General features: G+C 40.9%; 35 protein-coding genes and 1 tRNA gene. 6 read left to right on the top strand and 30 right to left on the bottom strand.

The genetic code is table 11. From position 1 onward, the window contains the following. Positions 1–63: 63 nt before the first annotated feature. The 19 genes from M998_RS04425 to M998_RS19245 form a co-directional block, all read right to left on the bottom strand. Positions 64–636 carry a hypothetical protein gene (locus tag M998_RS04425; protein ID WP_068907742.1) on the bottom strand — a complete coding sequence of 191 codons (573 nt, stop codon included), beginning with the start codon at positions 634–636 and terminating at the stop codon, positions 64–66. A 373-nt stretch (positions 637–1,009) separates the two neighbouring features. Next, positions 1,010–4,354, bottom strand: coding sequence for a coiled-coil domain-containing protein (locus M998_RS04430; RefSeq protein WP_068907744.1), 3,345 nt, complete (start codon positions 4,352–4,354; stop codon positions 1,010–1,012). Positions 4,355–4,365: 11 nt separating this feature from the next. After that, on the bottom strand, positions 4,366–4,707 hold the full coding sequence (locus M998_RS04435) for a hypothetical protein (RefSeq protein WP_068907746.1): 342 nt from the start codon (positions 4,705–4,707) through the stop codon (positions 4,366–4,368). Beyond that, positions 4,707–4,880, bottom strand: coding sequence for a 3-hydroxybutyryl-CoA dehydrogenase (locus tag M998_RS19235; protein ID WP_074379423.1), 174 nt, complete (start codon positions 4,878–4,880; stop codon positions 4,707–4,709). Before M998_RS19235 ends, M998_RS04435 begins: the two co-directional genes overlap by 1 nt. Positions 4,881–5,062: 182 nt before the next feature. After that, entirely contained in the window at positions 5,063–5,578 is a 516-nt protein-coding gene (locus M998_RS04440) for a putative periplasmic lipoprotein (RefSeq protein WP_068907748.1), read from the bottom strand. Between the two features lie 70 nt (positions 5,579–5,648). Continuing rightward, positions 5,649–5,870 (bottom strand): hypothetical protein, encoded by a 222-nt coding sequence (locus M998_RS04445; protein ID WP_068907750.1) that lies wholly within the window; start codon positions 5,868–5,870, stop codon positions 5,649–5,651. 12 nt (positions 5,871–5,882) lie between these two features. After that, the gene (locus M998_RS04450; RefSeq protein ID WP_068907752.1) at positions 5,883–6,320 is read right to left on the bottom strand and encodes a ProQ/FINO family protein; all 438 of its coding nucleotides are present in this window, start codon (positions 6,318–6,320) and stop codon (positions 5,883–5,885) included. Then, positions 6,320–6,634 (bottom strand): hypothetical protein, encoded by a 315-nt coding sequence (locus tag M998_RS04455; protein WP_068907754.1) that lies wholly within the window; start codon positions 6,632–6,634, stop codon positions 6,320–6,322. Before M998_RS04455 ends, M998_RS04450 begins: the two co-directional genes overlap by 1 nt. Positions 6,635–7,098: 464 nt before the next feature. Further along, positions 7,099–9,792 carry a DUF927 domain-containing protein gene (locus tag M998_RS04460; protein WP_068907757.1) on the bottom strand — a complete coding sequence of 898 codons (2,694 nt, stop codon included), beginning with the start codon at positions 9,790–9,792 and terminating at the stop codon, positions 7,099–7,101. After that, positions 9,789–10,133 (bottom strand): hypothetical protein, encoded by a 345-nt coding sequence (locus tag M998_RS04465; RefSeq protein WP_068907759.1) that lies wholly within the window; start codon positions 10,131–10,133, stop codon positions 9,789–9,791. Before M998_RS04465 ends, M998_RS04460 begins: the two co-directional genes overlap by 4 nt. Before the next feature lie 14 nt (positions 10,134–10,147). Then, the gene (locus M998_RS04470) at positions 10,148–10,744 is read right to left on the bottom strand and encodes a hypothetical protein (RefSeq protein ID WP_082912997.1); all 597 of its coding nucleotides are present in this window, start codon (positions 10,742–10,744) and stop codon (positions 10,148–10,150) included. Further along, entirely contained in the window at positions 10,744–10,938 is a 195-nt protein-coding gene (locus M998_RS04475; protein WP_068907761.1) for a hypothetical protein, read from the bottom strand. The genes M998_RS04470 and M998_RS04475 overlap by 1 nt, the downstream gene beginning before the upstream one ends. Further along, positions 10,938–11,111 (bottom strand): hypothetical protein, encoded by a 174-nt coding sequence (locus tag M998_RS19640; RefSeq protein ID WP_169817208.1) that lies wholly within the window; start codon positions 11,109–11,111, stop codon positions 10,938–10,940. Before M998_RS19640 ends, M998_RS04475 begins: the two co-directional genes overlap by 1 nt. Further along, positions 11,108–11,692: an ORF6N domain-containing protein gene (locus M998_RS04480; RefSeq protein ID WP_068907762.1), complete on the bottom strand. Its 585-nt coding sequence runs from the start codon at positions 11,690–11,692 to the stop codon at positions 11,108–11,110. Before M998_RS04480 ends, M998_RS19640 begins: the two co-directional genes overlap by 4 nt. Further along, positions 11,689–11,898 carry a hypothetical protein gene (locus tag M998_RS04485; RefSeq protein ID WP_068907764.1) on the bottom strand — a complete coding sequence of 70 codons (210 nt, stop codon included), beginning with the start codon at positions 11,896–11,898 and terminating at the stop codon, positions 11,689–11,691. The genes M998_RS04480 and M998_RS04485 overlap by 4 nt, the downstream gene beginning before the upstream one ends. Next, positions 11,895–12,074 carry a hypothetical protein gene (locus tag M998_RS04490; RefSeq protein ID WP_004906531.1) on the bottom strand — a complete coding sequence of 60 codons (180 nt, stop codon included), beginning with the start codon at positions 12,072–12,074 and terminating at the stop codon, positions 11,895–11,897. The genes M998_RS04485 and M998_RS04490 overlap by 4 nt, the downstream gene beginning before the upstream one ends. After that, a complete protein-coding gene (locus M998_RS04495) occupies positions 12,071–12,331 on the bottom strand; it encodes a hypothetical protein (RefSeq protein ID WP_068907766.1) in 261 nt (86 codons plus the stop codon). The genes M998_RS04490 and M998_RS04495 overlap by 4 nt, the downstream gene beginning before the upstream one ends. Positions 12,332–12,333: 2 nt before the next feature. Continuing rightward, positions 12,334–12,507, bottom strand: a complete 174-nt coding sequence (locus M998_RS19240) for a DUF4222 domain-containing protein (protein WP_004265088.1) — start codon at positions 12,505–12,507, stop codon at positions 12,334–12,336. Further along, the gene (locus tag M998_RS19245) at positions 12,500–12,721 is read right to left on the bottom strand and encodes a host cell division inhibitor Icd-like protein (RefSeq protein ID WP_232007512.1); all 222 of its coding nucleotides are present in this window, start codon (positions 12,719–12,721) and stop codon (positions 12,500–12,502) included. Before M998_RS19245 ends, M998_RS19240 begins: the two co-directional genes overlap by 8 nt. Before the next feature lie 136 nt (positions 12,722–12,857). Between M998_RS19245 and M998_RS20045 the strand changes: the two genes are divergently transcribed. Beyond that, complete coding sequence (locus M998_RS20045; RefSeq protein ID WP_111751002.1) at positions 12,858–13,037, top strand: hypothetical protein; 180 nt, start codon at positions 12,858–12,860, stop codon at positions 13,035–13,037. Between the two features lie 421 nt (positions 13,038–13,458). Here the strand turns inward: M998_RS20045 and M998_RS04505 are convergent, their stop codons facing one another. From M998_RS04505 to M998_RS04535, 7 genes are all read right to left on the bottom strand, one after another. Further along, a complete protein-coding gene (locus M998_RS04505) occupies positions 13,459–14,055 on the bottom strand; it encodes a BRO-N domain-containing protein (protein ID WP_068907769.1) in 597 nt (198 codons plus the stop codon). Between the two features lie 12 nt (positions 14,056–14,067). Continuing rightward, positions 14,068–14,463 carry a PM1773 family protein gene (locus M998_RS04510; RefSeq protein ID WP_068907771.1) on the bottom strand — a complete coding sequence of 132 codons (396 nt, stop codon included), beginning with the start codon at positions 14,461–14,463 and terminating at the stop codon, positions 14,068–14,070. After that, positions 14,463–14,681, bottom strand: a complete 219-nt coding sequence (locus tag M998_RS04515; RefSeq protein ID WP_068907773.1) for a helix-turn-helix transcriptional regulator — start codon at positions 14,679–14,681, stop codon at positions 14,463–14,465. Before M998_RS04515 ends, M998_RS04510 begins: the two co-directional genes overlap by 1 nt. Positions 14,682–14,805: 124 nt before the next feature. Then, complete coding sequence (locus tag M998_RS04520; protein WP_082912998.1) at positions 14,806–15,576, bottom strand: hypothetical protein; 771 nt, start codon at positions 15,574–15,576, stop codon at positions 14,806–14,808. Continuing rightward, on the bottom strand, positions 15,569–16,369 hold the full coding sequence (locus tag M998_RS04525) for a hypothetical protein (protein ID WP_068907775.1): 801 nt from the start codon (positions 16,367–16,369) through the stop codon (positions 15,569–15,571). Before M998_RS04525 ends, M998_RS04520 begins: the two co-directional genes overlap by 8 nt. Positions 16,370–16,582: 213 nt before the next feature. Beyond that, a complete protein-coding gene (locus M998_RS04530) occupies positions 16,583–17,794 on the bottom strand; it encodes a tyrosine-type recombinase/integrase (RefSeq protein ID WP_068907777.1) in 1,212 nt (403 codons plus the stop codon). A gap of 174 nt (positions 17,795–17,968) precedes the next feature. Next, positions 17,969–18,056: transfer RNA gene (locus M998_RS04535), tRNA-Ser, on the bottom strand. Positions 18,057–18,239: 183 nt separating this feature from the next. Here M998_RS04535 and tusE point away from each other — a divergent pair. Then, positions 18,240–18,569: a sulfurtransferase TusE gene (gene tusE / locus M998_RS04540; protein ID WP_068442337.1), complete on the top strand. Its 330-nt coding sequence runs from the start codon at positions 18,240–18,242 to the stop codon at positions 18,567–18,569. Between the two features lie 7 nt (positions 18,570–18,576). Here the strand turns inward: tusE and M998_RS04545 are convergent, their stop codons facing one another. Further along, positions 18,577–18,855: an acylphosphatase gene (locus M998_RS04545; RefSeq protein WP_068442335.1), complete on the bottom strand. Its 279-nt coding sequence runs from the start codon at positions 18,853–18,855 to the stop codon at positions 18,577–18,579. A gap of 256 nt (positions 18,856–19,111) precedes the next feature. On the opposite strand from M998_RS04545, the gene hspQ reads away from it, so the two are divergent. After that, on the top strand, positions 19,112–19,432 hold the full coding sequence (hspQ, locus tag M998_RS04550) for a heat shock protein HspQ (protein ID WP_175403138.1): 321 nt from the start codon (positions 19,112–19,114) through the stop codon (positions 19,430–19,432). A 68-nt stretch (positions 19,433–19,500) separates the two neighbouring features. Here the strand turns inward: hspQ and M998_RS04555 are convergent, their stop codons facing one another. After that, entirely contained in the window at positions 19,501–19,914 is a 414-nt protein-coding gene (locus M998_RS04555; RefSeq protein ID WP_068907779.1) for a CoA-binding protein, read from the bottom strand. Between the two features lie 114 nt (positions 19,915–20,028). Here M998_RS04555 and M998_RS04560 point away from each other — a divergent pair, with 114 nt between their 5' ends. Continuing rightward, the gene (locus tag M998_RS04560; protein WP_068442331.1) at positions 20,029–20,487 is read left to right on the top strand and encodes a methylglyoxal synthase; all 459 of its coding nucleotides are present in this window, start codon (positions 20,029–20,031) and stop codon (positions 20,485–20,487) included. Positions 20,488–20,551: 64 nt separating this feature from the next. On the opposite strand, the gene helD is transcribed toward M998_RS04560, so the two are convergent. Continuing rightward, positions 20,552–22,606: a DNA helicase IV gene (gene helD / locus M998_RS04565; protein ID WP_068907780.1), complete on the bottom strand. Its 2,055-nt coding sequence runs from the start codon at positions 22,604–22,606 to the stop codon at positions 20,552–20,554. A gap of 122 nt (positions 22,607–22,728) precedes the next feature. Between helD and yccS the strand changes: the two genes are divergently transcribed. Beyond that, entirely contained in the window at positions 22,729–24,879 is a 2,151-nt protein-coding gene (yccS, locus tag M998_RS04570) for a YccS family putative transporter (protein ID WP_145980648.1), read from the top strand. Positions 24,880–24,999: 120 nt separating this feature from the next. Here the strand turns inward: yccS and M998_RS04575 are convergent, their stop codons facing one another. Beyond that, a complete protein-coding gene (locus M998_RS04575) occupies positions 25,000–25,602 on the bottom strand; it encodes a TfoX/Sxy family DNA transformation protein (protein WP_068442324.1) in 603 nt (200 codons plus the stop codon). A 231-nt stretch (positions 25,603–25,833) separates the two neighbouring features. Between M998_RS04575 and sulA the strand changes: the two genes are divergently transcribed. Next, on the top strand, positions 25,834–26,355 hold the full coding sequence (gene sulA / locus M998_RS04580; RefSeq protein WP_068442306.1) for an SOS-induced cell division inhibitor SulA: 522 nt from the start codon (positions 25,834–25,836) through the stop codon (positions 26,353–26,355). Positions 26,356–26,576: the final 221 nt, after the last annotated feature.

Here is a 26,576-nt window from a genome sequence, read left to right on the forward strand (position 1 = left end):
AGCAAGGCTAGTTTTGGCTAGTAGTAAAATATCAGTTTCGTGAGGTGGTACTGCGTGGAAATATTAGGCTATCCTTATCTTAATACCCGACGTTAATTTATCGACAAATGGTATAAATGCCTGCCAGTAATAATCCTCTAGTCTTGCCTGTTCTGCCACTTTCTCCCTGAATTTCCCCCATTTCATGCCTTTGGGTTTATCGAAAGAATACACATGCTTCACTAGGTTACTAACATCAGGACTATACCCCCAAATAGCAAAGCGGCCTACTCGCACCTTGCGCCTTAATCGGTCAAGCTTATTTTCACTCTGGCTGGCATAGTGGAAATTCCAACACGACCTACAGGATAAATCTTTACGACTAAAATAAAGCTCTGCTCTACGTTTACGACAATAGGGGCATGAATACCAATAGCGAACGCCATAACCTGCTTGAGTAGTGACTAGTGATAAAGAGAATCGCTTATCGCCTATAACAACCAAGTAATTATCACCATTTTTACCTATGATTAATTTGCCTGCGCTAGTATCCCACTGTAGCCCTTCACCATTATTTTTAAACTTTCTGATAGCAGCTATAGTGCCATGCCCGATAGTTGGCAATGCGTCCGTATAGTGCCTTGATTGTGGTCTCATAATGCCTCGCCATTTCCAATCCGAAATAATATGAGTTTTTCATAAGTTGTCATTCTCATTATTCCGCCAATCCCTGTGATACCAATAGATACAAGCCTATTTCAAGGTAAGATTAATATTCTCTTTTTATGGACTGAAAATACTCTTGCTACGATGTCCGAAAACTAACCGCTAACGTGTCCGATAATTCCGTCTAACGTGTGTAAAAACTCCCGTTCTACGATGTGTAAAAACTATTTGCTACGGTGTATAAAAATCATCATCCCTAACGTGTCACATAAGTCGCTAAAGTGGGGTGAATTCTCGCATCACCGCCCTCGCGCGTACTGTTCACGAAAGTATCAAAATAAAGGGCAGAAACCTGCCCTATTTATCAAAAGTTACCTAATGCTTTTCTTTGTGCGCCATGATGTGTTGCTATTGCTCGACTGACAGTACCGCCAGTTAGAATATCATTAGTCACAACCTCAATGATCCGTCTCCCGTCATCTCCTTGAGATTCGTTATAGCCTGTTACTTGCTGAGGAGTGCCCTGATTAATCATATTAAAAGTAATTGATGAACCACTCCCTCCCTGTATATCTTTATTCGATATTGCTCGCTCATTATTCTTATGGTTCAGATATTGCTTACCTGTAGGCGCTTTGGGTATCACTGGTGCGCCTGTTATTTCGTCATAACTGAACACCCTCCCGTTATTGCCTGGTATGCCGATCAGCTTGTTTCCTATTTGCATCAATTCTGGCAGATTCTTCTCACCAAGCTCATAAGCTGAACCACCTTTTACGGGCCCACCGTTGTATCTCGCACCGGCTAACCCGATAGAGAGAGCTTGACCAGATAGCATTGATGTTTGAAATGCGGTTAACCCTGTCGCTGAAGCTGCCCCACCTGTGGCAATTGAAGCGGCTATTGCTGCTGGCGTCCATGCTGCTAATGCTGCTGCTCCACCAGCTTTGGCTGCTAACGCATTGGCAACTTGAGAGGCTTTACCGATAGTCTGATCTATGATGAAGTTTTTCAGCATTTCAACGCCAACCTGCACGATTGAGTTAACGACACTGTTTAGAATCGTATTACCCAGCGAGCGCATAGCATCAGCCGCTGACATAGTGCCTGTCATTAATCCAGTAATAACGTTTGAAGCATTGCCAGCCAGAGAATCAACCGCTGAAGCCAACATTTCATAGCCTAGGTTCTGCTGCCTCATTAGCTCCCATTGTGCCGCTAATTGCTGCTGTTGATATTGCTTATCCATTGCTGTGATTAACAGATGATATTGCATATCGGTTGCAGATTTAGCCGCTGTGTACTGCTCGTGGGTCATTTGCTGCTTAGCGTATGAATCATCCAGTAGCTTCTGTTCCTGATCGTAATACTCTTTCATCATTGCAAGCTTACGGGTGTTTTCATTAGCCAATGCTTGGATAGGGTCGAATTTAGCGCGGTTTTCACCAATATCTGTGATGATATTGTTTGAGGTTGTTTCTATGCGAATATCAGACATGCCCTGCTCAAATGCCTGAGTAGCTTCTCGGCCTAGTCGTGTAAACGTTTCTTTATCGATGAATCCCTCATCAAACATACGTCGAATAGTTTTAGCTTCCTCTCCGAACTCACGAGCCAGCTTTAATTCTGGAGTGGCTTCTTGCGCTTGGATGAAGTCATTGACCTTTTGAGTAAGGTCATATATTTCCGCTGCTTCTTTTTCCACAGCCTCTTTCTGCTTAACTGTAGCTTTCTCGCCTAGCTTTTGAACAGCTTCAAATATCGCCATATCTCTATTGGCATCAGCTACGCCAGTGCTAAGCAATTCAAACCTTTTATTAAGTGCTGCGACTTCATTTTGTTGGCGTTTAAGTTCCTCCGCTGCTTTATCCTTTTTGCCGCCACTGCCTTTTTTCTTTCCGTTAGATATTTGCGTTTGAAGTTCATGCTGCTTTCTTAACCCACTAATTAAGCGATCAAGCATACCATCATCGCTAACGCCAGCCTTAGCCATTTGGACAGTAGCCAAATACTCTATAGCAGCGTCTTTGCCTTCTTCCATCTCTATCTTTAAGGCTTGAACGTTTTCCTCAATGCCTTGAAGCATTAATTCAAAGCTGTCAGCCCTTCCAGCTTCTAATGTTTGCTTTAAATTGGAAATTTGAGTTTCAGCTTCTTCTGAGCTAATTCCAGCCGCAGATAAACTTAGTTCAAGTGCGGAAACTTCCATTTCCATCTTGGCCAGCGCAGGAGAGCCTAGCTCTATCGTTTTGGCTAGCATTTTGTTGGATTCAATAGCACCTTTAGCGGCATCGTTAAAAATGTTCATCGCATCTACACGTTCATCTTTAAGGCCTTTCCTATCTGCTTCAACTTTATTTAGTTGTTTTCGTTGAGCTTCTTGCTCTCTTATTCTTCTTGTTCCCTCAACAACAACAAGGTTGTATTCCCCTAACTGTTTAGTAGCCAACTTGATGGATTGTAATACATCTGAGTTCTTATTGGGGATAGCATTCATCCTTTCTAGGCTACCTTCTAGCTTTTTGACTTCATTAACGCTTTTTACTAATTCCTCTTTTGTTTTAGCTATCCTAACGCCTAGCTCCCTCGATACCACTTCCGCCTGCTTAGATGTCAGAGAGTCAATCTTAGTGATCATCTCATCGATTTTAGCGTTGTACTCTTTTATTGCTGTGTCATCAGTCATTGCCTCATAGAGAGCATAAACTCCTGCGGCTGCCAAAAGAAATAAACCAGTAGGCCCACCAAGCAAAGCCATTACACCACGCAAGCCATTCATCGCTATAGCTTGTGCTTTAGTTGCCGCTGTCGCTTTTGCGCTAGCTGTAGCAACTGCTTCATTGGCGGTTGCCAGTGTCACCTTAGCTTTCTGTTCAAGCGCTGTAGCGGCTGTTACTTTTGCGCTAGCCGCTATTTCTGCTTCTTTAGCTTTTTTCAGGGCCTGTGATGCGGAAACTTGCTCTTTGTCTATCTGATTACCGATGGCTTGTATTTTCTTTTCGGTAGCCATCATTTTATTTCTAGCGACAACAACATCTTGAAAATTTTCATCTTTTGGCGCTATTTTGTATGTTTCTTTAGCATCTCTTAATATCTGTCTTTGGACTTTTACCTGCTGCTCTAACTCTACTCGCTGTTTTTCTAACGATATAGTCAAGCTATCTGCTGCCGCCACTTTATCTTTAGCGAGTTCAATTGCTGATTGTGCGGCTGCTTTTTCTTCTTTGGCATTTAATACCATTTGCGCCGCTGATGCCTGATAGGACTCAGCTTGTTTCTTGTTGGCTTCTGCGTTCGCTAATTCCGCCTGTGTCGCTTCTAAGGCTGCTTTAGTATGATTGATTAGTGATGCGGTGGCACTGCCCACATTACCGATATACCCAGCGCTTAACTGACTTGATACGGTGCTAAGTACACCTGTAAATCTATTATGTGACTGCATGGCCTTATCTGTTGCGATGGAGTTAGCCCCCATCTTCCCTGATAATTGAGCCATATCTCTGGATAGCCTATTTAGTTCAGGCATTTTCAATGAGTTAGATACCGCCATTGCGGCTTTATCTAATCGCGCAATCCCCTTGCTGGCCCCATCAAATCCTTTCTCAAGCTTGGTTAGTTCTTTTTCTACAACCTTTCCGCCACCGACTAACCCCTCAATATTCATGTCTACATCATAATGAATACCACCTACACTTTGACTGTCAGCCATATCATCACCTATTAATTACAATTCGTTTTATTGGATAAAATATTTCGCGCTTTTAATGCTTTTGTATTTAAAAAATTAATCACGTTATAAGCACGCTCTGTTAGTGAGTAAGGCTTTGTTGAAAGGTTAATCAGTGGTGACAGTAAATTAAACGCCTTACCTTCAACGTCAATTTGCTCTCCATCCGTTTTAACGATATGCACCGCATTATCAAATAGCCCTGCCGCCAGCAATTCAGGGATCACCTCGCCTGTAATGCCGTTATAAGTCACTAATGTTGTTCCCGTTTCCGCTTTTAGCCCATCAACATAAATCTGAGCTATCGTGCTTGCTAACTGCTGTAACTTTTCCATTAGAACCCCTCACGGCGTAGAGCTTCATTCAATAACCCTCTAATGATTTGGGTCATCGGTGCGCCACTGAGTAAAAAATCTTTTTCTGCACGTTTTTGGCGTAACTTCTCAATACGTGCCACTAACTGCCCGTCAATGGAAACTGTTTTAAAGCCTTTCTCTGTTCTGGTCATGTTCATATCCTCAGTATGTTTATTAATACAGTTAATTATAAGCCAGCACAAAAAATACACAACAAAATAATTCCACGTAAAGTTAATTATGTAGAAAATATTTTCATTTAAATTTTAAATCATAGAATTAAGACAACAAAAAACCGACTCAAGGCCGGCTTTCATTTCTAAGTTTTAAATAGTCATTTTTTGGGGATTGTATACTCTGTTAGTATAAATACGTCGTCATTTTTACCATCTACCATATACAAGTTTGCGGCATATCCATCTTTATTAAACTTGGTGGCAAATTCAGCACAGCCAGCTTTTTGTAAGCACCCAAACAAATTAGAGGCATCATCCAATCTTTTTATATTTTGTATTGGGCTACCATAAACCGCAGTCAAATTGGTGATTGCTCGTTCATATTCATTAAGCGCCTGTTCTTCGCTGGTATTCATGATTTCAAGCGTATTTGTATAAAGTATTTCCACTAACTTTAATTCATTATCAAACATCAACACTGCATGACCTCGGGTGTGGTCTGGCATTTCCTCAACGTTACAAACCGTCCCCCCATAGCATATTATCCCATCTAAGTTTAACTTTTGGATATCCTCCACCGATTGCCCCCACTTAAATCCGTAGGGTGCTGGCGGACTGTTATCACATCCCGATAGAAACAAAGCCAATAGAGCCGTTATCATGATTTTTTTCATTTAGTGATCCCTTTAGTTGATAAGGCTAATTATACATAACCGCCTCAGCTTATACTTTGGCGGTGTTCAATTAATGGCTATAACGCCTAATCAAAGCCTTTCTAGCGATTTTTATTTGCTCTGGCGTACCAGTAATGACCATGCGTCTAAAAATAAATCCGAAAGTTTTGACATCAACGTCAGCAATACGCCTGACCGATTGCATGGCATATTTAATTTTATCAAGCTCAAAGATTGTATAAGCTAATTCAATTACATCTTGATTACCTTTGCTTCTATAAATAATTTTCATAAAGCTCCTGTGTTATTTCTTTAGCCACTCTATCAGTTTTTGCTCCGCTATGCTTTGCTGTTCTGGTGTGACTTCTCCGCTAGGTTGCCCGTTCATATCAAACCTATTGCCACCCAGAGTAAGGGCTTTCAAATAAGCCTTGCGGCTGATGTATGACCGTAATCCCTGTTTAATATGGCTCTCTGGAATGTCTAGCTCTCTATCTTTCGCATCTTCAATCAGAGCTTCTTTGATACCAATCATCAGCGGCTTGGCTTCTGGCTCACTGAATAGTGTCCAGTGCTGCGCTATACGGTCGATACGGTGCTGTTTCTTCTTCGCGTGAACATCTGCCTTATTTTTCTTCTTCGGCTGCTGTGGTGTTTCCTGTAGCGTTTTAACTTGTATTCTTTTTGGCGTATTCGTCGCTGGTGGATTTTTCCGCTTTAGTGTCAGTGTTTGAATGGTCATTACTTCCCATCCCCCTTAACAATTGCCCATGAGTACACGCAAGGCTCTCCCATACGAATAAATTTATCATTGGGTAAATAAAGTAATTCACTATATGTCTCGGCTGGGTGTAATGGCTCCATGCCCGACTCCCCTGTCAATACAGGCAGAATTTGGGTATATACTTTCGACTCTTTTTCATAGCTCACATCACATAGCGCCCATGCAGCTACGGGTGAGTACCATTCTGTTTTATCTTCGTCATTATCGGTGATTTTAGCCCACCAGCCAGAGATAGCAGGTGTCAGGCTTTTGATGGTTAAGTTGTTGCTCATTTTGTATCTCCCTTACTATAGTTTTTCGTAACAATTTCGTTACTTTTGCTTAGTGATAATTTAGCTCTAGCCACTTTTAAATCTCTCTCAACAAAAAATGTTTTTATAGAAGCGTAAAAAAAGGGTGTGTCGAGTGTGTCAGTGTGTCAAATGCGGTACAAAAAACAGTCATACCCTTTAGTATCAATAACTTTAGTCTGTATTATATTTAATCACCTGACACACTTCACCCCTGTTCTGACACACTCGCCCCCTGACCTGACACACTCCGCTTGTTTTTTAACCAGTCATGCAAATAAAAAATAGTGTGTCAGAAACGATGATTAGTGTGTCAGATATGCCTTAAAGTGTGTCACGAGTGTGTCAGCTTTTTTACTTAATAATCTTATAAATCAATCTTATGTTATTTTTTATACAGGTCTGACACACTTGACACACTACTTTTCCTTCATTATGTGAAAGCCTTATTCTGGCTGGCAATCTTCGGGCGCATACATCAACACATAGAATAATGGTCGAGTACCATCAACGGTAATGGTGCGTTTTTTATACCGCCCTTTATCACCTTTTTGTAACATTCCGATTTCTGCCAGTGCCTTTTCTGCCATTTTGACGTTAAAGTCTTTGACGATTTCATCGGTAAACGCTTTCGGGAATGTATGAAATAACGTTATGCCGTCTCTGATTTCTCGATAACCTGCAATATTGTTAACTCGGTCACTCCCCATCACATATGGATGAACCGCAAAACGACTAAACGCATACGCATTTAAAAAGCCCTCGGCTTGCTCCTTAATTTGCTCTATTTCTTTGTTGCCCGTGCCGAACTCTGCGACCCATACGTTAAATATTGTTTGAACCACATCCCGACAATCCTGTTCATTCCAACCCGTAATAACGCTACCCATCAACAAGGCGGCTTCCAGTGTGGCGAATCGGTCTGTTGCTCTGTGTACCTGCTCACCGTAGCTGGCTGGTATTAACTTGCTCCAGCGTAATTTAGCAACGCGGTAAGTCTCCTTTGCTTCATCTTTATGGCTGGATAGGTATTCAATCCAGTAACGCCCTGCTGCCCCGTAGCTATCACGACAATTCACCTTGATTAAATCTGCGTGGGCTTTTCCTGTTTCACAGCCGTGTAATTCAGTGGCACGTTCCATTGGAATATTGAGTAGTCGCACTAATTGACCTGCATTGACCTTAATCCCTGCCATAGATAGAAACGTCTCAATATCTTTCTCACCTGTACTGATTGCTACGGTACGCCAGTTTTGAACTTGTCGATTGCCGCCCTCTTTCGCGCCTTGTATCTTGCCTTTGCCATTAAACAGCGTGTAAGCCGATTTATAGACGTGCCTAGGGTCTGCCCCTTGTCCGACTTCATCTAAATATAAAAGCCCGTCATTGTGCGCTACGGCTTCGTTAGTCATGCCGTATTCCGTGCCGTACCACGTTAAACGCTGTAAATCGGGTTCGCCGTATAAACTCACTGCCATATCTGCGGCGGTGGTTTTCCCTGCGGTAGACTGTGCGTATAAGTGAAGCCCAAAACTGTCAGCCCCGACAATGCTTGTCATGGGTGCGGCGAGTGCTGCCCCAATCGCTATCATCATGAAACTGTTTCCGTTAGCCAATCGCGCTACGTCATTCCGCCAGCTTTCGACTGTTCCGCTTGTCTGGTAGGCGGTAGCCGCTGCGCTTTGTCCGTTAAAAAATATCGGCTGCTCAGGTGTACCAATAATTGAACCATCAGGCATGATATACGCGCCTTTGTGCCAGCCTGATTTATTGGTGATACTCCAATTTTCTTTGAATGGTTGACGCAATAACCAATCAGAAAAAGATTGTCTTAACCCTGATTTTGTCGTGACAAATAATCCAGCATTTTTCAGTACACGCCAACCTTCACGTTCTCCAATATCGCCTGTTGGCACTGCTTGAACTTTGCTCTTACCCCACTGGATAATTAAATATTCATCACCAAGGTCATTAACGCCTTTTGTGATCTGCTTTATCGCGTTAGATAGCCATTGCTCATGATTGATAATTTCGCCTGTTTCCTTGTCAGCCTTTGGTGTAACAAGAAAAACACCATCTTCCCGTGACTCAAAGCGCGTTTTCATCGGGTCGGATTTAATCGCTTTTTGATTTATATCAATTTGGATCATTGCCTCGTCTCCTTGTGGCTGATACATTCCCTCGCTGAAAGCAGGGGCAGCGGCTTCCCCCTCTCTGGATTGCAGGTAATCGTTCCAATCTCCCTGACAAGGTGGAATTGAAACATAGCCGCTAACTTCTCTCGCTGCCGCTTCTGCTTTCACCCTGCCCGTGTTGACCGCATTTTTACTGTCGTTATCCCCTGCAATGATGATTTTGCTTTCTGGGTACTTCGTCCGTATCACCTTAGCCACATGAATTAAGTTATTCGCATCAATTGCCGCTACTGTGTGTGCTTCTGGGTTCAGCAAATGGCACGTCATGGCGGTTGCTAATCCCTCAGCGATAATCACCGTAGACACGTTTATAGGCTCATTGATTGGGTAATAACTGCCATTCTTCACGCTATCGAGTAATAGTCGTTTCTCGCCATTGGGTTTAATGGTCTGTGCGGCGGTAATTGCGCCGTCAGCATCTATCAATGGAATAATTAGCGATCCATCGGCTAATAGGGTCACGGTGGTACTATCAAAGCCTTTCGCTTTCAGGTAATCGGATTCACCCTGTTTAGCATTGGCAATAGTACGGCTGTATCGCGCTGTAAAACGTTTGTGCTTCTCTACCTGTTCGTTGGCTTGGTTCTGGGCTTGCTGCGCTTTCAATACGTCCTGTTGCGCCTTTACCTCATGACTACGGTAGGCTGGTGGATTATCTGAACGGGTATCAATACCAATTATGCCAGCAACCTCCTGCGCTGCCTCGGTCACACTGCCGCCTAAAATACGCTGAACTAAATCCAACCCATCACCCGAGCCGCACTGGTTACAAATAAACGTGCCGTTGTCGCCTTTATTGTCGAACCTAAAACGGTCTTTTCCACCACAAGCAGGGCAGGCTGTGTGCGTGTTTAGGGGCACTTCTGCCCCAAGGTTAGATAATATGTTTTGCCATTGTCCGTTGGCTTTCAGCTTCACATCACGGATAACATCAATTGGTTTCATTGAAACGCCCCCTTATCGACTAAAGAGTCGCCCATATCATTAATCATGCTTTGCCAAACCTCGCGCCCGTACCCCGTGATATAGCCATTAATCACGCACTGATCCATTAAACTAATGGCTGTTTTTTCCCACATAGAAACAGACTGTTTGAGTGCTTCCAGCAAATAACTATCGACGAGCATTCGAATACCTTTCACACCGTCAATAATGGCAACCTCAATGGCCTTGTTGCCTACATTCATCGGAAACCAATCACCGCCGTTTCGCGTGGTCACATCATGATAAATAGCGGCTGCGTAGCTATTCGCCAGTGAATTAACTTTAAAATTCTTCGTTATCATGTCATTACCTCCTTTTAATGAATGGTCACGGTGTCGTTGAACTCGCTAGCTTCAATGACTCGAATTAAATCATCGTGAAGTATGCTCAATCCCTCACGCCCTCGGTCAGATAGTCGACAACCTTTTTTAGGCTCAAGGTCAATAAAATCCTTGTACATCTTCACCGCCATGATTGCCCCATCATTCGCCCCAAAGTTCTCATACGCTATGCCCTCAACATGGTCAGCCAATAACAGGCGTTCGCTGGCGGCTGTTACAGTTAATGCTGCATGGTCATTGCGGTAAGTGGCAGCGGTGGCAATATTCCCGTTACCATGGTTAACTTCATGTGAACCATTTCTATCAGCCTGCTCCATGACGAACGAGGCGGCGGTAATCCAACGCCACAAAATAACAAGCTGTTGATGAGTAGAATTAAAAAAGCCGTCACGCTCTCCCTTGCATATTGCTAAGACCAGCTCAAAGCCGAACAGCAAATCACCGTCAAAGTGTCCAGTATTCAAGGCTTCTAGTGCGTCTGCATAACAGATTGCCTCTTGGTTAGCTGCGTCAGTAATGAGAATTACGCCCTGTTCGCTGTGCTCAAATGCGTTAATGTTTGTAATATTCACTATTTACCCTCCACTGCTTTATCCAGTGATTCTTTAATCTGACAGGCAACCGTTAAGGCAATGCTTATCATGTTTCGAGTTTCGTTATCTTCCTCAGCCGCACACCATGTAGACAACAAAGTCAGTAATGTTGATGTATGGTTCTGAGGCGTTTCAATAAGCATTTCTATCTGGCGTTTTTGTTCTGGTGTCATCACTTCACCTCACGCACATAATTAATTCGAATATGAGATAACCCATCACGTTGAGCTTCACGCATGACCAGTGATTGCGCATCTTTCTGGCTGGCTGATGTCACATGCTTACAAAATCCAAGTGTTAAGCCTTTTGGTGTTGCGCCATAACCTGCAATTTGAAACGTTCTCATGATTGATATTCCCCCATATCCTGAATGTGTAGCTGTGAAGCTTGCTCAATGGCGATTACCATCGGTTTAAGTGCTTTCTTCTCCTTGCGGCGTAGGTTCATGGCATAACTACCGCGCCTACCGTGGCCTTGATAAGAGTCAGCTTCTAAACGGCTAATTAAGTTCTGAGCCTCACCTATTGGCATGGCTTCAAGCTCCGCCAGCGTGGGTATTTGAATGTGTTTAATTTCTGGAAACTCAGACAAACGAAAGTAGCTGTTAACCATTGAGCGTTGAACCTGCCACGACAAATCATCAGTAAATGGCTTGGCAACCATCAAATAACCTGACTCAGTGATAAGCATTAACTCTTTTGCTTTGCCGCCTATTTCTAGTTCGGGTAACTCGGTACGTATTACGTACTTAGTGAGCAAAAAGTAATCTACCCCATCAATGAAGTGCTTTTTGTGCGTGTTAAATGTGCGCTTTGCTGTACCTTTTGGGCGTTGGTGTACCTCGTCAATCATGGCAAAGGTGACAACTCGCTTACCTTGATACATAAATGGGCTTAAGCTGGTGGCATTAATAGTGACTTGTCTCATTTCATCACCTCCGCTAACCGAGTAATTTCTTTCCCTTTAGCATGTACAAGGCGATTAACTGCTCTCAGTAGAAAATGTGTATCTGTATCAACCTCATTCTCTACAGCCGTTAACAGTGGGATTAACAACGCTTGGAGTTCTTCGTTGATATGCTCGACTTCTTCCAAGGTAGATAAGTGACCAACTTTTAATTTAATTGTTTTCATTTGGTCGCCTCCTCGAGGGATTCCCGTATTTCACCACTTAAATCACAAGCGATAGTAATTAGGTCTACTAATTCAGTCGGGCATCTCCCGTTAGCCTTTTCCAGTATGGCCATAACTAATGAATGGGCTTGTTGTGCCTTGTATGCCGCTACATCTAAAGAAATTGGCTTGCTCATGCTTTCCCCTCCGATTTAGCGTCTACGGCTTCTGCGTCACTGATACGGTTAATAGCTTCCAACCAGTAATAGAGTTCTTGTTTTTTTGGATCATCAATCTGAGGGAATACCTCACAAAGAATATGAGCCATACCTTTTCTAACCCTAAGTAAACGGTCACGGCTGCGTTCTTCTGAGTGTAAAGGGGTGTTATTGCCTAACATGTCCGCTATTTCAGCTTGAATACGCTGATAGTTATCAGGATATAAACGACTCATAATTAAGCCCTCCCTGCATAGGTGTATTCGTTGCTGAACTGGCTTAATGGAACAATGACAGGACTATCAAAGCCGTCTCGCTGAAAGGTCACACGGTTGAATTGAACCGATAGAACTTTGACGGTTTCACCATTATTTTTGTGAGTGTAGAAGTCATTAGGTTGAGGGTTACGCATGAGCCACCTCCTGAGCAGGTAAGCGACCAGCGAATATCAGCATGTAATCACGTACAAGCATCAGTCTTGCACTGTTCTCGTTCGGTGCTGTAACAGCAATACGGCAAGGTTTAGCGGTGTAATCGCTACGGTTTAACGCGAGGAATAACCATCTGTACGATTGGTTAGGGGTGAGACTAGTCCGCCCTGTGACGGGTGTGTTATGATCTGGCATAGCTACCTCGATACTAGTGTTATCGTTGGTGGTTAGATGCCCTGTTAGTGTTCCACCACTTCGGGGCATTGTTTTTTGTGTCGCTAGTGTGTAATGTGTAATGACACATAAATACCATACTACGGGTGTAATTGACGTGTCAACACACAAAACAGAAAGACGAGGAAATCCACCATTCCAATTCAGACTTGATCCTGAACTACGAGAAATGATGGAAGTAGCACAGGCGCAAGATGGCGATGAATCCCTTGCTGCATGGATTAAAAGAGTTATACGAAAAGAATTACAGTCACGAGGCATTGAGCCTAAAAACTGATATTTGCCATACCAGAGAAGTAAGCTAGTATTAATATTCTCACTTGCTCGGTATTTAATATCGACGTTTCCAAGGGTAGCCGATTGGCTGCCCTTTTTTATGGACTCCGAAAACTCTTCGTGCTCCTTTTTTATGGACTGTAAAAACTCAATTCTGCCTCGTGTAGTGATGCCGAATAAACCTTGCATAAGGTGAGAAAAATCACCTTTAGCAAATGGTGTAAATTTCCCACTTTTTAGATTATCGCCGCTATCCCATCCTCCAACGGTGGTTAGAATTAATTGATTGGCGTAAATTTTCGCTGATACATCGGCTAAATTTTTAGCTGATTGCTGAGCAAATAATTTTGCCGGGTGACCGGACGAAAGTTTGTCTGATTGGTTGCCAGCCAGAAATGAGGTGTTCTCTTGGTAGGTAAGCATTAGTGAACCTCCCCATCAAGAAAATCAGGCTGGTACTTTAGCCACATCGCCTTTTCTTCACGCTTGAGGCTATCCTTAGCTGGCTTGCATGCTTGCAAATCACGCCCACGCTGAGATGCCATCAATTTGTATTGCTGTTGACGTTTGGTGAAATCATTTAACGCTGAGAATGGCACACCATACGCGCCAGTTTTACGAATAGATGGGATAACGTCACGGAATACCCAGTTAGTAAAGCGGTGTGCAAAAGTGCCTTTAGTGGTTGCCTTACGGCTACGGGCAATCAGCTTATAGAAACCAGACTCCGCTATAACCTGCCTGTTCGGGTTTCCCTGAATACCATAGTTTAAAGCTATAGTATTTTTTTCGTCCAAGTCTAATGATTTTAAAGCATCACTTGAGTTTAATATTTCCAATGCGTCACAAACATCTTTAGCAACGAACCACGGATCATTATTAATTTTAACTATCCGTACCTCTACCCCCTCAAAGCGAATAACGGAAATATCATCTGAGTTAATATTTAAAATAGCCTCGTCGCTGAATTTAGGGTGAGCGAATCCACCAGCATTTAAGCTGTCATTTTTTAGTTTCATTTTCTTATTCCGTTATATTGTCGGGTAGAGGCTTAAAATATTATTTACGAGTGCTTTATCCAGTGATTGATAATTACCGTGTTCAGCGCGTTTATTAATTAAATTGATAACCTTCTGCGCGTCCTGAGCCGTCTTAAAGCGGTAACGGTAATGTGACCCAATACCATCAGGGTTAGGCTCATCAATGCGTTCTAAGGTGATATTTAATAAACGTTCTAATTCATTCGGGTAATTACGGCCTGACGATAAACGGCAATGAATTAATATTTCATTCTCTGTAAATCCATTAATGCCAGTACCTAACATATATAAACGGGCACGGTGTTTTTTCGGTGGGTTCTTTGGTAGAATAGACGCTGTGACGTTATTCTGATAAGCCACCTGTAGCGGGTGGTTTTTCTTTTCCATTAAGCCACCTCTCCAGTACGTGATTCAGCAATTTTACTAGCGATCCACTCATCTACTTCCGATTCAACGAAAGCAACAGAGCGAGTACCTATTTTTACTGATTTAGGGAATTGACCTGTTTCAATGAGGCGATAAATCCACGCTTTACCATAGCCAGTACGACGCATAACTTCAGGTAAGCGAATGAGGTTTTCTTTTAAGGTTGTTACTGTTGGCATGATGCCCCCTGTTATCTAGTTTGTAATACGCCTTGCTAGACGCTCTTAGACTCAGGGGGAACTTTATGTATATTTGATATTGCCGTCACCGCAGTTGCGGCACTCTTTACCGCAGTTGCGGTAATTATCCTTTTAAACTTTTATTTGCGTCAGAAAACTTTTCTTGTAATGTTCTTTCGCTAATCCCCGCTTTCCCTTCATGCCTCGCAAGCAAGGCATCTATCACGTTAGTTTGATTGTTATAAACAGATAATTTTTTGCCTGATGGGGATGTACCTAGAATAACATCTAATAACCCACCTATTATATTTAGGTATGTTTTTTCTGCTCTAGAGTTGATACTTGGTAAACTCTGTTCATTTGTATTTTTTAAAGCTAAATTTTCTCTTTTCAATAACTCCAATTCTTTTTTTTGTTCTTTAAATACCTCTTCGGCATTATTTATTCTAACTTGCAAGTGATCTCTATCTGCCCTAAGAATTTGATATGCTTCAACCGTAATTGATGTATGCATATTTCGCTCAATATCATCAAATATAAGTTTGGGCTTCTCATTAGGATAAAACTCAATTAACCATTCTTTAAAATCTTTTAATAACACCGTTCTTCTTTCTGGGGCTATATGGTCATGCTCATTTATTTCATGATTACTTCCATCACGTCCAACAGCTAATTGCCTCGCTTCTATTCCATCCATGATAGCCATAGCTCGATGTTCCAAACATCCAATATATGGGTGTTTAGGTACGGCTCTTTTTATATATTCACACTCAGAGATCACCTCATCGAAATCAGATGGCTTTATTCCACACCATAGCATAGCCATTTGTTCAACATGATAGTATGAATATAAACGCTGAAATGAAGCGCAGCTCTCCTTATCGTAATCAATCATTTTTCACCTCATCAGAGATAGCCTTTAACTCATCGAACTCAAATCCTTTATCTTTTAAAACTTTTTTAGATTTAGAAAACCTTTCTTCTAAATTTCTTTTAGAAAATGGCTCAGCATCTTGAAATAGCTCAGTTAGTTCATAAATAACAGAACTCTGATTTTTTTTACTATTTTTGATAATGGTAACCAGCAACCCACCAATAATCGCATGAAGGTTATTTCTTTCTCTTGTTCTCATGGGTTTGTCTAGTTCCGCTGAATGTGTTGTAACCGTTATTTCTTCTGTAGCTATGCCATCTATAGAGTCCTCTCTTTTTGAGGGCTTAGTATCAACAATCTCAAGCTGCTCAGGAAATTTAATATTATGAGAATTTAAAAAAGATTTAATTTCATCATATTTAAAATAAAACTCAGGAAAGAAACCTTGGTAATCATCAGGTAATCCAATATATTCATTCGGAGTTACCATGTAGCCAAACTCATATTCTGGTAACTCTTCATCATAAATTTGATACTGTTCGCCAATCGCTCTTATCAAATCAAAGCATCTTTCTTGAAACCATTGATCAGGATACGGATCGAAACCAGAAATTCGAGAGTACGTATAACACTGATATGCAGGAACTGAGATATTATCCAACTCTTCATCGGAGCAAATATCTGTTCTATTTCTATAAAAAAAGGCAGCGACAACATCAATTGGCTGTTCTTCTTGCTCTGCAATCGCGTCAAACAACTTTTTAAATTGAATAGCCTGATTTCTTTCCGCAATAAAGCTATTTAATACACTCACAACGCCACCTCACGCCCTCATTCTGTAGGAGCTATGCCAGCTAGTAGAGGTGTACTAGTTTTCGGGGATCAGCCTAGACATAGCTTTATTCTTTATAGTACATGCAAGTCTACTACAGTCTATAATTACTGTCTATTTGTCCAGTTATGACTATTTTAGGCACAAAAAAACCAGACCTTTTACTGTCTGGTTCTGTATTTGGTAGCTGGTGGATTAAGCACGTTTAAAGTTACCGTGCACAACGTTATCCCCGTTCTCTAATGCTCCCATGTAATCAGCGTACCATTGAAGCATTTCTCTACGTCCATCGATATATTGAGCATGATTATACGTTCCACGAATAGAGTTTTTATCAACGTGCGCTAACTGTGTCTCAATCCATGCAGTGTTATAGCCTTGCTCGTGTAGGATAGTGCTCATTGTGTGCCTGAATCCGTGGCCTGTGGCTCTGCCGCTGTAGCCCATGCGCCTAATCATCGTATTCAATGCCATATCTGATATGTGCTTTCTATAATCAGTGCGGCTAGGGAATATATATTGATAGCTACCACTGATTGGATGTATCTGTTTCAATAAATCAATAACCTGCTCTGATAGCGGCACAATATGAGGTCGACGCATTTTCATTTTTTCAGCCAGTATTTCCCACACTCCAGTATCAAAGTTAATTTCTGACCATTCCGCCTTTCTCAATTCGCCTGGTCGAACTCCAGTTAATATAAGTACCCTTAATGCCACTCTCACAATCTGGCTTCCCATGTACTTATCTATAGAAGAAAGAAACTCTGGCAACTCACTTACTGAAAGGTGGGCGTAGTGCTCACGCTTATGTGGAACAAAGGCACTGGCTAAATCTGGCGCAGGGTTATACTCAGCCCTACCAGTGATAATTGCGTACTTCCACACCTCACCACAACGTTGACGAACTTTCTTTAGCTTTTCGGTTGCTCCGCGCTTTTCCATAATAGAAAGCACTTCAAGTAATTCCATTGGTTTAATTTCAGCAATCGGGCGATTACCTATATAAGGAAAGACGTCTTTTTCGAATGCGTCCATCATGTCATCACGATAACCAACAGACCAGCGATCCTTTCTACCTTCATACCATTCAAGGGCAATATTTTTAAAGGTGTTTTCAGTTTGGTTAATTGTTGCCGCTTTTTCTGATTTTCTAGCTTCACTTGGATTAATACCATTGGCAACCTGTTTTCGTGCCTCATCTCTTTTCGTTCTTGCTTCATTGAGCGTGACAACAGGATAGATGCCTAACGATATCATTTTGGTTTTACCAGCGAACTGATAACGATAACGCCAACCTTTGGATCCGTTAGTTTCAACTAACAAAGATAGCCCGTTACCGTCCGCCAGCGTGTATGATTTTTCTTTTGGCTTGGCACGCTTAATTGCCATGTCTGTTAGCTTCATAAATCACCAATATTGTATAGGAAAATTGTAGAGGTAAATTCTATACAAGAAACTATACAATAGATTGTATAGATTTAGAAAGACGCTAGTAGACTTCGGTAGAGTGAGATTTCGCTAGAATGCTTGATTTAACTGGGATTGGTAGACTTTAGGAGACGTTGCTAGAAGTGAAGATGGCGGAGGAGGAGAGATTCGAACTCTCGGATGGTTACCCATCGGCGGTTTTCAAGACCGCTGCCTTCAGCCGCTCGGCCACCCCTCCGCAATGACGAGCACTATAAACATCCTCGCTTTCGATGTAAACCCCTAATTATATCATTCGTCTTAAAAATAAGCGGTTAGCATACTGATGGGCGAAATTATCAACATTTATCCCACTTTACTTGGGTTATTGCTTAATTTTTGCTAAATTTACTGTCTACTTTGGTTTGGATTGAAAATAAGTATGTTGGTTTTTAACAATCAAGAAATTGAAACTGATGCTCAAGGCTACCTGCTTAATAGCCAGCAATGGAGTGAAGAATTAATTCCGCTACTTGCAGAGCAAGAAAACATAACGCTCACAAACGAACATTTAGAAATTATTCGTTTTGTCCGTTCTTTTTATTTGGAATTTAATACCTCTCCAGCAATTAGAATGCTAGTGAAAGCAGTGTCTCAACAATTTGGTGAAGAAAAAGGAAATAGCCGTTATTTATATCGATTATTTCCCAAAGGACCCGCAAAGCAAGCAACAAAGCTTGCAGGTCTTCCTAAACCTGTTAAATGTATCTAAATAACCATCAATAGCGGACAGAAAAATCCGCTATTGCTTCAGTTTGCCAATTTTCACTAAAGAAGTGGTCGATTTTCGCACCAGGTGGCCCACCCGCTTTCAGCCAATCTTCTATAAAGCTAATATCCTGCTCAGACCCATAAATAGCCAGCTTTACACTGCCATCATCCCGATTACAAACAAAACCCTTTATGCCATTTTGATTGGCCCAATGATAAGTTTGATAACGAAATCCAACCCCTTGAACACGACCATAAATATAAAAATAGCGACCTGATGCTGCCATATTTGCCTCCGATGTGCGAGTTAGCTTGCTTATTATCGACATACCTCGGATTATTTTGGGTATATATTGATACTTTTTTAGCTATTGTCTTTTTTTCATTGAGCAGATAATCTGCTTTATAAGGCACTGCTTTTTTCGTCGTTATGTATAAAGACAGTGTATTGCGTTATTAATAATTGTCCATATATTAGCTTGAAAACGCACAGCACTGCCCCTATATAGTTTAAAGTATAAGCAAGGCTTTTAGGAGGTCGCTATGATGATCACCAGTAAATATGGCATCGGGCAACAGGTAAGACACAAACTTCTCGGCTATTTAGGCGTTGTGGTTGATGTTGACCCGGAATATTCGCTCGAACAACCACATGATGATGATATCGCATCTAACACAACACTACGCGATCTACCTTGGTATCATGTTGTTATGGAAGATGATAATGGGGATGCTGTTCATACGTATTTAGCTGAAGCACAAATCACTTATGAAATTATTGATGACCACCCGGAACAACCGTCAATGGATGAGTTAGCTGAATCAATAAGATCACAATTGCTGGCACCGCGTCTGCGTAATTAATTTAATCATGAACACAACCAGTAAAGCAGCTTTATAGCTGCTTTACTTCATTATGCCTTTGTAAAAAATTATTTTTCCAGGCCTAATGCAGGGATTTCTTGTTTTGGGCATTTATCCATTACAAATTTCATACCCGCAGCTAAAGCAATTTGTTTTGCCTCTTCACTAATTACACCCTGTTGAAGCCACAATACTTTTGCATTTACTTCAACGGCTTCTTTGGCTACACCTACGGCAGCTTCTGCATTACGAAAGACATCCACCATATCAATCGATTGTGGGATATCACTCAGCTTTTCATAAACGTGCTGTCCCAGAAGTGTCTGCCCTGCTAACTTAGGGCTTACAGGTATAACCGCATAACCTTGCTGTAATAGATATTCCATCACTTCATAACTAGGTCGATTCTCACGATCGCTAGCACCGACTAAAGCAATTGTGTTAACACTCTGTAGAATTTGAGCAATTTCTTGATCTTTCATCTAAATATCTCCCAAAACCAGTAAACTATTTACCTGCATTATGCTATATCTTGTAGCTATATACTCAATCACTTTCTAGAGCCGCACTAGCCGCTTCTTATTTAAGGGAATATCATGGAATCAACAACCCGCAAAATAGCCGCTTCTAAAAATATCGCATTGGTTGCCCATGACCATTGTAAGCCCTCGTTACTTGCTTGGGCGAAGAAAAATAACGAAAAATTGCAACTGCATAAGCTATTTGCCACGGGAACAACAGGTAGTCTAGTTAATCATCATACCGGTTTACATGTTACTGGAATGCTTAGCGGCCCAATGGGGGGCGACCAGCAAATTGGTGCGATGATTGCCGAACAAAGAATTGATTTACTTATTTTCTTTTGGGATCCACTCAATGCTGTCCCCCATGATCCAGATGTTAAAGCGCTTTTGCGCCTAGCCACCGTATGGAATATTCCAGTCGCAACAAATGCTGCAACGGCAGATTTTCTGATTACATCGCCTTATTTTGATGAAACGATTGATGTGGTGATCCCTGATTACCAAAGTTATTTAGATAAACGTACCCGTTAAGAATATATCGTGCCGGGAAGTCTTCCGGCACAATATTGTTTTCAATACCGTATAATAAATACCATTACGGTTTTTTCTGTCTAGGCACGCCTAACCCTTTCAAGTCCTCAACGAATTCTGAAGGGTTTTCATGATTATACAATAACCATACTTGCTGCTTAGCTCTGGTTATCGCCACATAAAGCAATCGACGTTCTTCCGCATGTTCAAAATCTTCATGTTGTGGCAATAATGCTTGCTCAATAATCGATTCTCTCGCAGGTGCAGGAAACCCATCTTTTCCGCTATTTAAGCCACAAATAATGACATGGTCAGCTTGTTGCCCTTTAGATGCATGGATCGTCATAAATTGAATATTCAACTTTGGCCAACGAGTTGGGGCTTTATTTAAAATTTCAGGCTTTAAATAATGATATCGAGCGAGTATTAATATTGTTTCTTCATCAAGAACATAACCACTCATTTTATCTAATAAACGCTCTAATGCATCCTCATACAATAAAACCACTGACTTTTTATTACCCTTGGTCAGGCTATTTAATGGTTTATCTAATTGTGATGGGTTTTGCAGAATAAACTGGTTGGCAATATCACCAATTCGTTCATTAAAGCGATACGTGGTATCTAAAGCACAAAGTTCACCCTCACCAAAATTGGTTTGGAATGAGGTTGTCAAATCTAATTCAGCACCACTAAAGCGATAAATCGCCTGCCAATCATCACCAACAGCAAATAATGCAGTCTGTTTATTTTGTTGACGTAATGCTTGCAACAATTTAGCTCTTAGAGGCGAAATATCTTGGAATTCATCGACTAATATATGTTTCCAAGGGCTAATAAAGCGGCCTTTTTCCAAAAGGTTAATCGCTTGATGGATCAGCCCTGAAAAATCAATAGCGCCCTCTTCTTTTAAAGCGCCCTTCCACACTTTTAATAATGGCGCCATCAAACGAATACGCTTTTGGAAAAGATCTTTTATTTCTTCATTGGTATTTTCTATCATTTCCTTTTGGCTTCCCCCATGCATACGCATTAGGCTCAACCAGCGTTCTAAACGCGCACTGACCTTATTACTTATTTTTTCATCATGCCAAAACTCCCCATCAGGAATATTCCATTGCAGTTCATCAGACAGCCATTCCCGCCACCCTTTAGCTTGTGCTTTTTTCGTGGAACATTGCTCTCGCCATTCATCTACAAGTAATTTTTGACGTTTTTTAGTATCCGTTTCTAACTCACTAATAACAGGCGACTTATTACTGCCTTCACGGATAATATGCAACGCTAAAGCATGAAATGTTTTTGCCTCAATATCTTCTTGCTGAAGCCTTAATTGAATACGCTCATTCATTTCTTGAGCCGCTTTACGACCAAATGCAAGTAATAGAATTTGCTCTGGCTTTGCTAAGCCCCTTAATAATAACCAACCGGCTCTCGCCACCAAAACAGATGTTTTCCCACTCCCCGCACCGGCAAGTACGAGCACATTATCTTCCCCATTAATGACTGATAATGATTGCGAATAATTTAATGGAGAAGACTCTATATTCTGGAAAAAATCGTTATAACGAATAAGTACAGATTCACACCACTTTTTATTATTTTGAGTGCGGCATTGCTCGCTATCATTTAGCCATTTAGCGCATAATTGATATTGCGACACACAATTTTCAAATAATGGAATTCGGGCTAAAGGGAGAGGAAGCGAAGAAAATTGCTCGGTAATATTTTGCTTGATGGTCGTTAAATGTCGAAAACTCAGCCAAGCATCTTGGTTTGTCTGTTGCAAGATAGTATTCACGAGTGAAGTTAATACGTCAGCACTAACCGCGCTCATTTCAGCGCTCCATTGCTGCCACTTATCAGTAACATAATGATAAAAATGCTGAGTTTGCTTCCACTCTGTACCATGCAAACGCACGACTTGCTCATCAATGACTTCAAATTCTAATTCACCCCATACAATCCCGCGTTTACAACGAATATCAATTAGCTCGTTGAATGGAATAAGGTATTGGTGACTTTCACCACTGACTTCAATGCCTGCATTGAGTAAGCGAACCCGGTTATAGGGATGCTGAGCCAGGCGCTGTCCAATCTGTGTCGATTTCAGTTCCATACGTCCTGCACCTGAATAATCAAAAATGAAAATAAGGGTAGCTTGATTTCAAACGGTTTTTTATTCGTCGTAAACACGCTATCCTATATAAACTAGGGACTGTCTTACCGTTGAGGTATTTTGTGCTAACGCTGCTAACCAGTTATCGTCGTGTGCTGTATAACAGCCATATTTTGTATTATATCCGAATCTTAATAGCCCTAACAGGGACAACCTTAGTCCCTTGGTTATTAGATCAAGAACCTAAAGTCACTATTCCATTGACTTTGGGTGTCGTCGCGGCTGCATTAACTGACTTAGATGATAGGCTAACTGGCCGAATAAAAAACTTAATCATTACTTTATTTTGTTTTTTTATTGCCTCGGTCTCAATTGAATTACTTTTCCCCTACCCAGTATTTTTCTTTTTTGGGCTGGCTTTTTCTACCTGTGCTTTTATATTACTTGGCGCACTCGGACAACGTTATGCGACTATCGCTTTTGGCGCATTACTCATTGCCATTTACACTATGCTTGGTGTGCCTATTTTTGATACTTGGTATCAACAGCCTGCATTGCTATTGACCGGCGCGATTTGGTACAACATCTTAACCTTAATAGGCCATATTCTCTTCCCTGTTAGGCCACTTCAAGATGCAATAACCCAGTGTTATCAACAATTATCAGCTTATTTAGATGCTAAGGCTAGCCTATTTGATCCTGACCTTGAAGATGATTATCAACGGTCTGTTTATGATTTAGCCTTGGTAAATAGCAATCTAGTTAACACCATGAACCAAGCTAAAATAGTCTTACTCAGTCGATTAAAAGGCGATAGAGGACAAAAAGGCACTCGAAATACACTGCATTACTATTTTGTTGCACAAGACATTCATGAACGAGCCAGTTCTTCACACATTCAATATCAGCAACTCAGCCGCACACTGCGTCATTATGATATTTTATTTCGTTTTCAGCGCTTACTGACTATGCAGGCAAGAGCTTGTCACCAAGTGGCTCAATCTGTGTTATGGCGAAAACCTTATCAACATAACCCGCGTTTTGAACGCACTTTTGCATACCTTGAAAATTCCCTGCAATTGTTAAAAGCACAGTCCCCTGAAATGCATGAAATCAAAGCATTGCATAACTTGCTTAAAAATTTAAAAGGAATTGATGTTCAGCTTAAAGGGTTGAGCCTCGAACAAAGTACCTGGCAACAAAGTAATAAACAAATCGAGCAATTATCTGATGAATCACTTTCTGGTATTGGTGATGTCATCACCCGAGTTAAGCACCACTTAACTCCGAAATCTTCACTTTTTCGTCATGCAGTGAGAATGTCGATACTACTTTGTACTGGTTACGCCATTATTCAATTATTTGATATGGAAAGAGGTTATTGGATTTTGCTAACTAGCTTATTTGTCTGCCAGCCAAACTATAGTGCGACAAAACGGCGTTTAGCTTTACGTATCATTGGCACGATTGTGGGGATATTAATCGGATTACCCTTACTCAATATTATTCCATCGATCGAGGGACAACTGGCTCTGATTGTTGTTTCAGGGTTGCTTTTTTTCATGTTCCGCAGCAGTCAATATGCCCAAGCTACCTTATTCATTACTTTACTCGTGCTATTTTGTTTTAATCTACTCGGTGAAGGATTCGACATTGCACTACCGAGGATCATTGACACGATAATCGGCTGTTTTATCGCGCTATTAGCGGTCAGCTTTATTTGGCCAGACTGGAAATTTCGCCAACTTCCGCAAGTTATACAAAAAACCATGGACAGTAACTGTCGATATTTGGATGCGATTTTATTGCAGTATTATCAAGGTAAAGACAATAGCCTTGAGTATCGAATTGCAAGGCGTGATGCTCACAATAATGATGCTGAATTTGCTTCTATTGTTTCTAATATGGCATCTGACCCAAAATCGTATCAGATCACGCAAGAACAGGCATTTCGCCTACTTTGCTTGAATCATACTTTATTAAGCTACATTTCAGCATTAGGTGCTCATCGTGAGAAAATACAAGATGATGAAAATCTAGCATTATTGAATGATGCGATTTGCTATGTAGAATCCGCGATCCAAATCACTTCGATAGATCCGGCCATTATTGATGAAAAGTCAGATAAATTACGCCAAAATTTACTGAGCAGGATTGATAGCACATCCATCAGCGATGATGAAAAAACACTATTAATCATGGAACAAACCAAGTTGCTACTTGAGCTTATTCCTGAAATAAAATTGATGATCAAACAAATTAGTTTGTCATAAAATAAACTGATGAGCGGGTATTTAAATCCTAATGTGATGTTTTTAAAACCCGCATCATCGCTAACTTAGCTACTATAATAAAAATCAATTAAGCGATATCAACTTAGGCCAATTAGATAGTTAATCGACATTGTTATACCAATTGATCAACTCTTGCTTAATATTCGAAGGTAATACTGCACTGTGACAGCCTTCAATCGCAGCCGCGAGGCCGATCAAAAATTTAATACTTGGATTATTTCGTCCATACTGCCTCAACTTTAAAAAACAGGCCTTAGCCCCCAACATTCGTAATTCATCCACATTATAAATACCAATTTTACCCAGAGCCCTTTCAACTGACATATTCATGTTAGGCAAATCTTTTATTCGCCTAATCGCAGAACATTTTTGCTGTAACTCTTCAATTGCTGACCGATAAGCTAGCTCTATATAGTAGATACACAATTTTTCATCATGCCACATTTGCTCAGATAATTGATAATAGCGAAGTTCCAGCGGGATCCCCTTTTTACTATAGACTAGCCTATTGAGGCCCGATGCTTCGAAATGACTCCCTGCAAACAAGCACCCTCTTAAATAAAAGTGCCCATCTAAAAGCACACCCACAATTGCATTATCGACAAGCAAACAGTACCCACCGAAATGATTTTTTCTTTTCAATTCGCCAAATTGACTTAATAACCGATACAAATGGTAAATTTTCTCTTCCTGTAATGGCATATGCCCTCACTCCTTTTGAGGCTAGATTAGCTTCCGTCCTTGATAAAAAACTTTAGAAGTTCTTTTTTTACAAATGATTACACATAACTGATTCTGAGAGTTTCGGTTAAAAATGCCAAGCACAATGCAGATAAAAACCACAAAGTTGCGAAGCGCTTTGAAAAAATAGCCTTGATATTGGATGGATATACAGTTACTGTATGTTCATACAGCATTGTAACGAGGTGAATTATGAGCATCTACTCTTGGAACGACACAACAGAACATTCTCTTAATAATTACGCACAAGCCATTTCAACCGAAAATTGTATTGGCAATCCTATTCAGCAAGGAATGGTGAGTGAACTTGTTTACGATGAAAAACATCCTATTCTAGATTACATTCTACTTCCTATGTTGCGCCAATTTGGTCATCAATCACGCTGGTTGCTTTGGTTAAGTCCAAATAAAAAATTAAGTCGCGATTGGCTTAAGCAAGCAGGACTTCCTACCCATAAAATTATGCAACTAAGTAATACACAATCCATTACGACAATAGATGCAATGGAAAAAGCACTTAGAAGTGGGAATTATAGTGTCGTTTTAGGATGGCTTCCTGAAATCAGTGAACAGGATTTTATTCGCCTACAATATGCAGCTCAAGAAGGTCATTCGATAGGCTTTATTATGCGCCCACAAAAAACATATAATATGGCGAGTCTCCATTCTGGACAGCAAAATCACCTAAAAATTCATTCAAACTACTATCACTAACCAAGATTAAGAATATTCTTACTAAATTTGGGCTTTTGTAATAATTAGCCCTAAAGTGAAATGAAAAGTATTGAAGATCAACTAGATAGACAAAAAATGAACAATACAATAAATGCACATATCCCTCTGATTTATACACTAAAAAAATACTTTTTTTAACGTTTATTGCTTGCTGTACTTGTATCTTTTCGAGTTCGTTGTAAACTTTAACTTGTTCAGCT

The sequence above is a fragment of the Providencia heimbachae ATCC 35613 genome (assembly GCF_001655055.1).
In the GTDB taxonomy this organism is placed as follows: domain Bacteria; phylum Pseudomonadota; class Gammaproteobacteria; order Enterobacterales; family Enterobacteriaceae; genus Providencia; species Providencia heimbachae.

Excerpts from the sequence above, each read along its gene's own strand:
- M998_RS04425 (WP_068907742.1), bottom strand. The coding sequence starts at position 636 with ATGAGACCACAATCAAGGCACTATACGGACGCATTGCCAACTATCGGG.
- M998_RS04430 (WP_068907744.1), bottom strand. The coding sequence starts at position 4,354 with ATGGCTGACAGTCAAAGTGTAGGTGGTATTCATTATGATGTAGACATG.
- M998_RS04435 (WP_068907746.1), bottom strand. The coding sequence starts at position 4,707 with ATGGAAAAGTTACAGCAGTTAGCAAGCACGATAGCTCAGATTTATGTT.
- M998_RS19235 (WP_074379423.1), bottom strand. The coding sequence starts at position 4,880 with ATGACCAGAACAGAGAAAGGCTTTAAAACAGTTTCCATTGACGGGCAG.
- M998_RS04440 (WP_068907748.1), bottom strand. The coding sequence starts at position 5,578 with ATGAAAAAAATCATGATAACGGCTCTATTGGCTTTGTTTCTATCGGGA.
- M998_RS04445 (WP_068907750.1), bottom strand. The coding sequence starts at position 5,870 with ATGAAAATTATTTATAGAAGCAAAGGTAATCAAGATGTAATTGAATTA.
- M998_RS04450 (WP_068907752.1), bottom strand. The coding sequence starts at position 6,320 with ATGACCATTCAAACACTGACACTAAAGCGGAAAAATCCACCAGCGACG.
- M998_RS04455 (WP_068907754.1), bottom strand. The coding sequence starts at position 6,634 with ATGAGCAACAACTTAACCATCAAAAGCCTGACACCTGCTATCTCTGGC.
- M998_RS04460 (WP_068907757.1), bottom strand. The coding sequence starts at position 9,792 with ATGAAACCAATTGATGTTATCCGTGATGTGAAGCTGAAAGCCAACGGA.
- M998_RS04465 (WP_068907759.1), bottom strand. The coding sequence starts at position 10,133 with ATGATAACGAAGAATTTTAAAGTTAATTCACTGGCGAATAGCTACGCA.
- M998_RS04475 (WP_068907761.1), bottom strand. The coding sequence starts at position 10,938 with ATGACACCAGAACAAAAACGCCAGATAGAAATGCTTATTGAAACGCCT.
- M998_RS19640 (WP_169817208.1), bottom strand. The coding sequence starts at position 11,111 with ATGAGAACGTTTCAAATTGCAGGTTATGGCGCAACACCAAAAGGCTTA.
- M998_RS04480 (WP_068907762.1), bottom strand. The coding sequence starts at position 11,692 with ATGAGACAAGTCACTATTAATGCCACCAGCTTAAGCCCATTTATGTAT.
- M998_RS04485 (WP_068907764.1), bottom strand. The coding sequence starts at position 11,898 with ATGAAAACAATTAAATTAAAAGTTGGTCACTTATCTACCTTGGAAGAA.
- M998_RS04490 (WP_004906531.1), bottom strand. The coding sequence starts at position 12,074 with ATGAGCAAGCCAATTTCTTTAGATGTAGCGGCATACAAGGCACAACAA.
- M998_RS04495 (WP_068907766.1), bottom strand. The coding sequence starts at position 12,331 with ATGAGTCGTTTATATCCTGATAACTATCAGCGTATTCAAGCTGAAATA.
- M998_RS19240 (WP_004265088.1), bottom strand. The coding sequence starts at position 12,507 with ATGCGTAACCCTCAACCTAATGACTTCTACACTCACAAAAATAATGGT.
- M998_RS19245 (WP_232007512.1), bottom strand. The coding sequence starts at position 12,721 with ATGCCAGATCATAACACACCCGTCACAGGGCGGACTAGTCTCACCCCT.
- M998_RS04505 (WP_068907769.1), bottom strand. The coding sequence starts at position 14,055 with ATGAAACTAAAAAATGACAGCTTAAATGCTGGTGGATTCGCTCACCCT.
- M998_RS04510 (WP_068907771.1), bottom strand. The coding sequence starts at position 14,463 with ATGGAAAAGAAAAACCACCCGCTACAGGTGGCTTATCAGAATAACGTC.
- M998_RS04515 (WP_068907773.1), bottom strand. The coding sequence starts at position 14,681 with ATGCCAACAGTAACAACCTTAAAAGAAAACCTCATTCGCTTACCTGAA.
- M998_RS04520 (WP_082912998.1), bottom strand. The coding sequence starts at position 15,576 with ATGATTGATTACGATAAGGAGAGCTGCGCTTCATTTCAGCGTTTATAT.
- M998_RS04530 (WP_068907777.1), bottom strand. The coding sequence starts at position 17,794 with ATGAAGCTAACAGACATGGCAATTAAGCGTGCCAAGCCAAAAGAAAAA.
- tusE (WP_068442337.1), top strand. The coding sequence starts at position 18,240 with ATGTTGGTTTTTAACAATCAAGAAATTGAAACTGATGCTCAAGGCTAC.
- M998_RS04545 (WP_068442335.1), bottom strand. The coding sequence starts at position 18,855 with ATGGCAGCATCAGGTCGCTATTTTTATATTTATGGTCGTGTTCAAGGG.
- hspQ (WP_175403138.1), top strand. The coding sequence starts at position 19,112 with ATGATGATCACCAGTAAATATGGCATCGGGCAACAGGTAAGACACAAA.
- M998_RS04555 (WP_068907779.1), bottom strand. The coding sequence starts at position 19,914 with ATGAAAGATCAAGAAATTGCTCAAATTCTACAGAGTGTTAACACAATT.
- M998_RS04560 (WP_068442331.1), top strand. The coding sequence starts at position 20,029 with ATGGAATCAACAACCCGCAAAATAGCCGCTTCTAAAAATATCGCATTG.
- helD (WP_068907780.1), bottom strand. The coding sequence starts at position 22,606 with ATGGAACTGAAATCGACACAGATTGGACAGCGCCTGGCTCAGCATCCC.
- M998_RS04575 (WP_068442324.1), bottom strand. The coding sequence starts at position 25,602 with ATGCCATTACAGGAAGAGAAAATTTACCATTTGTATCGGTTATTAAGT.
- sulA (WP_068442306.1), top strand. The coding sequence starts at position 25,834 with ATGAGCATCTACTCTTGGAACGACACAACAGAACATTCTCTTAATAAT.